Annotated in this window: 7 protein-coding genes and 1 tRNA gene; 7 read left to right on the top strand and 1 reads right to left on the bottom strand. The window is 65.9% G+C overall.

The genetic code is table 11. From position 1 onward, the window contains the following. The first annotated feature begins 150 nt into the window (after positions 1-150). Genes VEY12_09505 through VEY12_09480 form a run of 6 tightly spaced genes read left to right on the top strand, consistent with a single transcriptional unit; the run spans position 151 to position 3,079 of the window. On the top strand, positions 151-438 hold the full coding sequence (locus VEY12_09505; protein HYM40355.1) for a 50S ribosomal protein L44e: 288 nt from the start codon (positions 151-153) through the stop codon (positions 436-438). Then, positions 435-614 (top strand): 30S ribosomal protein S27e, encoded by a 180-nt coding sequence (locus VEY12_09500; protein HYM40354.1) that lies wholly within the window; start codon positions 435-437, stop codon positions 612-614. Before VEY12_09505 ends, VEY12_09500 begins: the two co-directional genes overlap by 4 nt. Next, a complete protein-coding gene (locus VEY12_09495; GenBank protein HYM40353.1) occupies positions 614-1,399 on the top strand; it encodes a translation initiation factor IF-2 subunit alpha in 786 nt (261 codons plus the stop codon). Before VEY12_09500 ends, VEY12_09495 begins: the two co-directional genes overlap by 1 nt. Before the next feature lie 9 nt (positions 1,400-1,408). Then, positions 1,409-1,588, top strand: coding sequence for an RNA-protein complex protein Nop10 (locus tag VEY12_09490; GenBank protein HYM40352.1), 180 nt, complete (start codon positions 1,409-1,411; stop codon positions 1,586-1,588). Continuing rightward, positions 1,573-2,334 (top strand): proteasome assembly chaperone family protein, encoded by a 762-nt coding sequence (locus VEY12_09485; GenBank protein HYM40351.1) that lies wholly within the window; start codon positions 1,573-1,575, stop codon positions 2,332-2,334. Before VEY12_09490 ends, VEY12_09485 begins: the two co-directional genes overlap by 16 nt. Positions 2,335-2,386: 52 nt before the next feature. Next, positions 2,387-3,079, top strand: coding sequence for a DUF835 domain-containing protein (locus VEY12_09480; protein ID HYM40350.1), 693 nt, complete (start codon positions 2,387-2,389; stop codon positions 3,077-3,079). A 12-nt stretch (positions 3,080-3,091) separates the two neighbouring features. On the opposite strand, the gene VEY12_09475 is transcribed toward VEY12_09480, so the two are convergent. After that, on the bottom strand, positions 3,092-3,730 hold the full coding sequence (locus VEY12_09475; protein HYM40349.1) for a hypothetical protein: 639 nt from the start codon (positions 3,728-3,730) through the stop codon (positions 3,092-3,094). Between the two features lie 94 nt (positions 3,731-3,824). On the opposite strand from VEY12_09475, the gene VEY12_09470 reads away from it, so the two are divergent. Beyond that, positions 3,825-3,899 (top strand) — tRNA-Glu (locus VEY12_09470). The last annotated feature ends 680 nt before the right edge of the window (positions 3,900-4,579 follow it).

Here is a 4,579-nt window from a genome sequence, read left to right as displayed (position 1 = left end):
TTCTTGTCCTCAGCCTCCGTGTCCGTGAGAATGAACGGCGTCGAACGAGGCTCAAACGTCGCGCGCGACGCCGCGCGACGCGCCTCGTGGCGAGCACCTCGTAACCCTTTAATAGCAGTTCCTCTGTCTATCGATGCCTGGTCCGTCTCCATGAAGGTACCGCAGGTTATCCGAGGGTACTGCCCCTTCTGCAACAAGCACGTCGACCTCGAGGTCGAGCGTGTCAAGAACCGCCCACGTTCCGAGCTTCGCGCGGGCCAGCGGCGGTTCCGCCGCGTCACGGCCGGGTACGGGGGCTTCCCGCGGCCCAAGCCGGAAGGGCGCGAGAAGCCGACGAAGAAGATCCATCTCCGCTATCGATGCAAGGTGTGCAAGAAGGCGTACCAGCGGCGGGGAATCCGCGCCAAGAAGTTCGAGATCATCGAGGTGCACAAGTGATTCCCAAGCCGGAGAGCAAGTTCCTCAGGGTCAAGTGCGAGGATTGCGGCAACACGCAGATCGTCTTCGACCGGGCCGCGAGTGTGGTCCTCTGCCAGGTGTGCGGGGCGACCCTCGCCAAGCCGACGGGTGGGAAGGCCGCGATCCGAGGCGAGGTCCTGGGGGTCCTCGAGTAATGGCCAAGCGCGGGTACGACTGGCCGGAGGAGGGCGAGCTCGTCGTCTGCTCCGTGTCCAACGTGAAGAACTTCGGGGCCTTTGTCACCCTGGACGAGTACGAGACCAAGGAGGGCTTCATCCACATCGCCGAGGTCTCCTCGGGCTGGATCAAGTACATCCGGGACTACGTGCGCGAGGGCCAGAAGGTCGTCTGCAAGGTCCTCCGCGTCGACCAGGAGAAGGGCCACATCGACCTCTCCCTGAAGGCGGTCAACGAGCACCAGCGCCGCGAAAAGATCCAGGAGTGGAAGAACGAGCAGAAGGCGGAGAACCTCCTGGGCATCGTCGCGAAGCGCCTGGAGAAGACGCCCGACGCATGCTGGGACGAGTTCGGCTACGACCTCCTGGACGCGTTCGGCACGCTGTACCGCGCGTTCGAGGAATGCGTGATGGACGAGCACGCGCTCGACGAGGAAGGTTTCAAGGGGGCGTGGGTCAAGGTCTTCGTGGAGGTCGCGCGGGAGAACATCGTTCCGCCTTACGTCACGATCGACGGCTACGTCGAGGCCACGGACTATTCGCCCGACGGCGCCCTGCACCTCCGGGATGCGCTCCTCAAGGCCGCCAAGGAGGACGGTACGGTCACGGTCAAGGTCCAGTACATCGGCGCTCCGCGGTACCGGGTCGTGGTCCGCGCCCCGGACTACAAGACCGCCGAGGACGAGATCGAGAAGGCGGCCGCGCGCGTCGCGAAGGCCCTCGAGGCGAAGGGCGGCGAGGCCAAGTTCCACCGGAAGGATTGAGGCGGTCCCATGCGCTCCCTGATGCACAAGTGCCGCGGCTGCGGGCGGTACACCCTGGCGGACGCCTGCCCGGCGTGCGGCGGGCCCGCGGGGAACCCGATGCCGCCGCGGTACTCCCCGGAGGACCGCTACGGTTCCTACCGACGTCGGCTGATCCGGGAGAGTGACCCCTCATGGAAAACATCGTGATCCGATACCTCGAGAAGCCCAAGCTGGACGACCCGATCTTCGTGGAGGGACTCCCGGGGATCGGCAACGTGGGGAAGCTCGCCGCGGAGCACCTCAAGGACGAGCTCAAAGGCGTCAAGTTCGCCGAGATCTTCTCCAAGTACTTCCCGCCCCAGGTCCTCGTGCAGGACGACGGGCAGATCAAGCTCGTGAACAACGAGATGCACTACGTCAAGCGGGGCAAGGGGAAGGACATCATCTTCCTCACGGGGGACTACCAGGGCCTCACGCCGGAGGGGCAGTACGAGCTCAGCGATTTCATCCTCAAGGAGCTCAAGACCCTCGGCGTGCGCCGTATCTTCACCTTAGGCGGCTATGGGCTCGGGCGCATGGTCACGAAGCCCCGCGTCCTCGGCGCGGCGACGGACGCCGCTCTCGTCAAGGAGATGGAGACGCACGGCGTGGTCTTCAGCCGGGGCGAGCCCGGCGCGGGCATCGTCGGCGCGAGCGGGCTCATGCTCGGCCTGGGCCGGCTGTACGGCATGGAGGCCGTGTGCCTCATGGGCGAGACGTCCGGGTACTTCGTGGACCCGAAGAGCGCCCAGGCCGTCCTCGAGGTCCTGACCAAGGTCCTCGACGTGACGATCTCCTTCACCGAGTTGGAGAGCAAGGCGAAGCAGATCGACCAGATCACCTCCAAGCTGCGGGACATCGAGGCGCAGCCCGAGACCCCGGAGAAGCGCGAGGACCTGGGGTACATCGGATAATTCTGTCCGAAAACATCTATAGGCGGGCCACGGGATACGGTCCCCGCAAGGGATGGGCGACGACGAGCTTCGCAAGGCCTTCCTGAAGGGCTACGAGGAGGGCCTCAAGGCCGCCTGGCGCGAGATCGGCCTCCTGACCACCCGCGGGTATTCCTCCACGGAGCTCAGCGTCATGGCCAAGTCCAAGATGGCGGTCCTGTACCGCGAGGTGGAGTCCATGGCCGCACGACTCGCGGACGAGGAGCCCGCGACCGTGGGCCCGAGCGTGCCCCAGCGGGACATCGGAGGCCGCGGCGCGTACCTCGTGCGCGAGCCCAAGGCGGAGCGGATCTTCGAGCTGTTCACGGACCTCCTCGGCGCGGGAGCGCGCGGCCTCTGTATCACGCGCATCCACCCCGATGCCCTGCGGTCCCGCTACAGGCTCGAGGGCACCGGGTTCATCTGGCTCTCGAGCACGCCGGGAAAGAAGGGGAAGGGGATGGCCGTCGTGCCGCCGTCGGAGCTCGTGGACATCGCGTCCGCGATCGCGGAGTTCGCCGCGGAGGCGAAGAACGCGGCGATCCTTCTGGAAGGCGTGGAGTACATGATCGGCCAGAACGGCTTCTCCTCGTTCCTTCGGTTCCTCCAGAAGGTGAACGAGAAGGTCGTCCTGAACAACTCGTACCTCCTGATCTCCGCGAACCCCGCGGCGCTCAAGGAGCAGGAGTACAAGCTCCTCGCGCGGGAGATGGTCGGGGAAATCTGACCGCGGGGCGCCTCAGCGACCCGCGACGGCGAGGGCCGCGCGCTTGATGGACGCCCAGTTCAGCGTGTGGTCGTCCCTCATCAGAGAGATCAGCATGAGGACGGTCGCGACCTCCGCGATCTTGGAGACGACCCACAGGTCGTAGATGTTCTCCACGGCGGAGAGGGGCCAGATCGGGACGATCAGGGAGATGAGGGCGAGGACGATGAGGAACACGGGCCAGGCGAGGAGGTACGGGTCGTCCCGTGCCGGGAGGCGCGTGATCAGGACGCCGCAGGCGATCTGGATGGGCCCGATCACCGCGAAGAACGCGGCCTCCACGAGGGACGCGTTCAGGTGGTCGTTGAACGCGAACAGGTGGAGGGCGCCGTCGATGATGAACAGGGCTTGGATCAGGTACCGCTTCGAATAGACGGCGTCGTTCAGGAAACGGATGTGGTTCTCGTACACCGCGCCGCCCGCGGCGAAGAAAAGACCGAATAGGGTGAAGAACACGCGGTTGATGAGGCTCCCCGCGCTGTGGCCGCCGCTGCTCGGCGCCTCCTTGAGGACAATGAGGCCGATGAAGTCGGAGATCCAACCGAGGAGTACGATCAGGATGCCGGAGATCAGGAACACGTTCTCCGTGTCGAGCCGGAATTTCCACGGCATCGCCGCCGCCAAGCCTCGGGTCCGACAAGAAGTTTCCGTGCGGCGACGAGCCCGCAAAAGCCTTTATGGACCCCCGAGCTAACCCGCCCTCCGCGCTCCCGTAGTCTAGTCCGGTCAAGGATCGGGGCCTTTCGAGCCTCAGACGCGGGTTCGAATCCCGCCGGGAGCATGCTATTTTTCTGGCATAGTGCTGCACTCGGGGGTCCTCCAGGCTCTCGAGGGGCGGGCTCCCCGAGAAATGTGTGCCCCGCGCCGTCGCCCACGAGTCGGCCGGAAGGGCCATCCTGCGAAAGCGGTGCGGCGGCCCGCTCCCCCGGTCACGAGCTCGGGGTGCCGAGGCCGTCCTCCGCCGCGAAACGGGCCGGGCCTACGCCGTCTGCTTCAATGGCGTTGCATCCCTGCTACAGAGCTGTGTGCCGGCGGGATATTGCCTTCCGCACACGGGACAAAACATCTCGGGCCGTCCGGCCGAAGGAGCCGGAATTGTCAGCGGCGAGACCCTCACGTTGCCTTGCCGGGCGAGACGCCGGGATGCAGAGTACGCCACGGGGGCTGAAACAAGCAGCACGCCGAACCCCACGAAAGCGAAGTACCAACCCGCTCCACCTCCCCACGTGTACGTCACGCTCCCGAAGGGACCGGTCTGCGTGAAAGACCCGAAGAACGAAGTGACCACGGACGGCCCGCCCGCGTTGTAGGCACCGGGAAGGGTGACATAGAGGGAGATGGGTGCGGCCAAGATCAGTAGCGACCGTGGCGACGCTGGTCTTCGTGCCCACCGTGTTCAGCGCGCTGCACGCCCGGCACGGGCGCGCGCCGGCCGCGGAACTTCCGCGGCCCGAACCGAAC

It is taken from the genome of Thermoplasmata archaeon, assembly GCA_035632695.1.
Classification (GTDB): Archaea; Thermoplasmatota; Thermoplasmata; order RBG-16-68-12; family RBG-16-68-12; genus RBG-16-68-12.
This window is presented reverse-complemented; position numbering and strand designations above follow the sequence as displayed.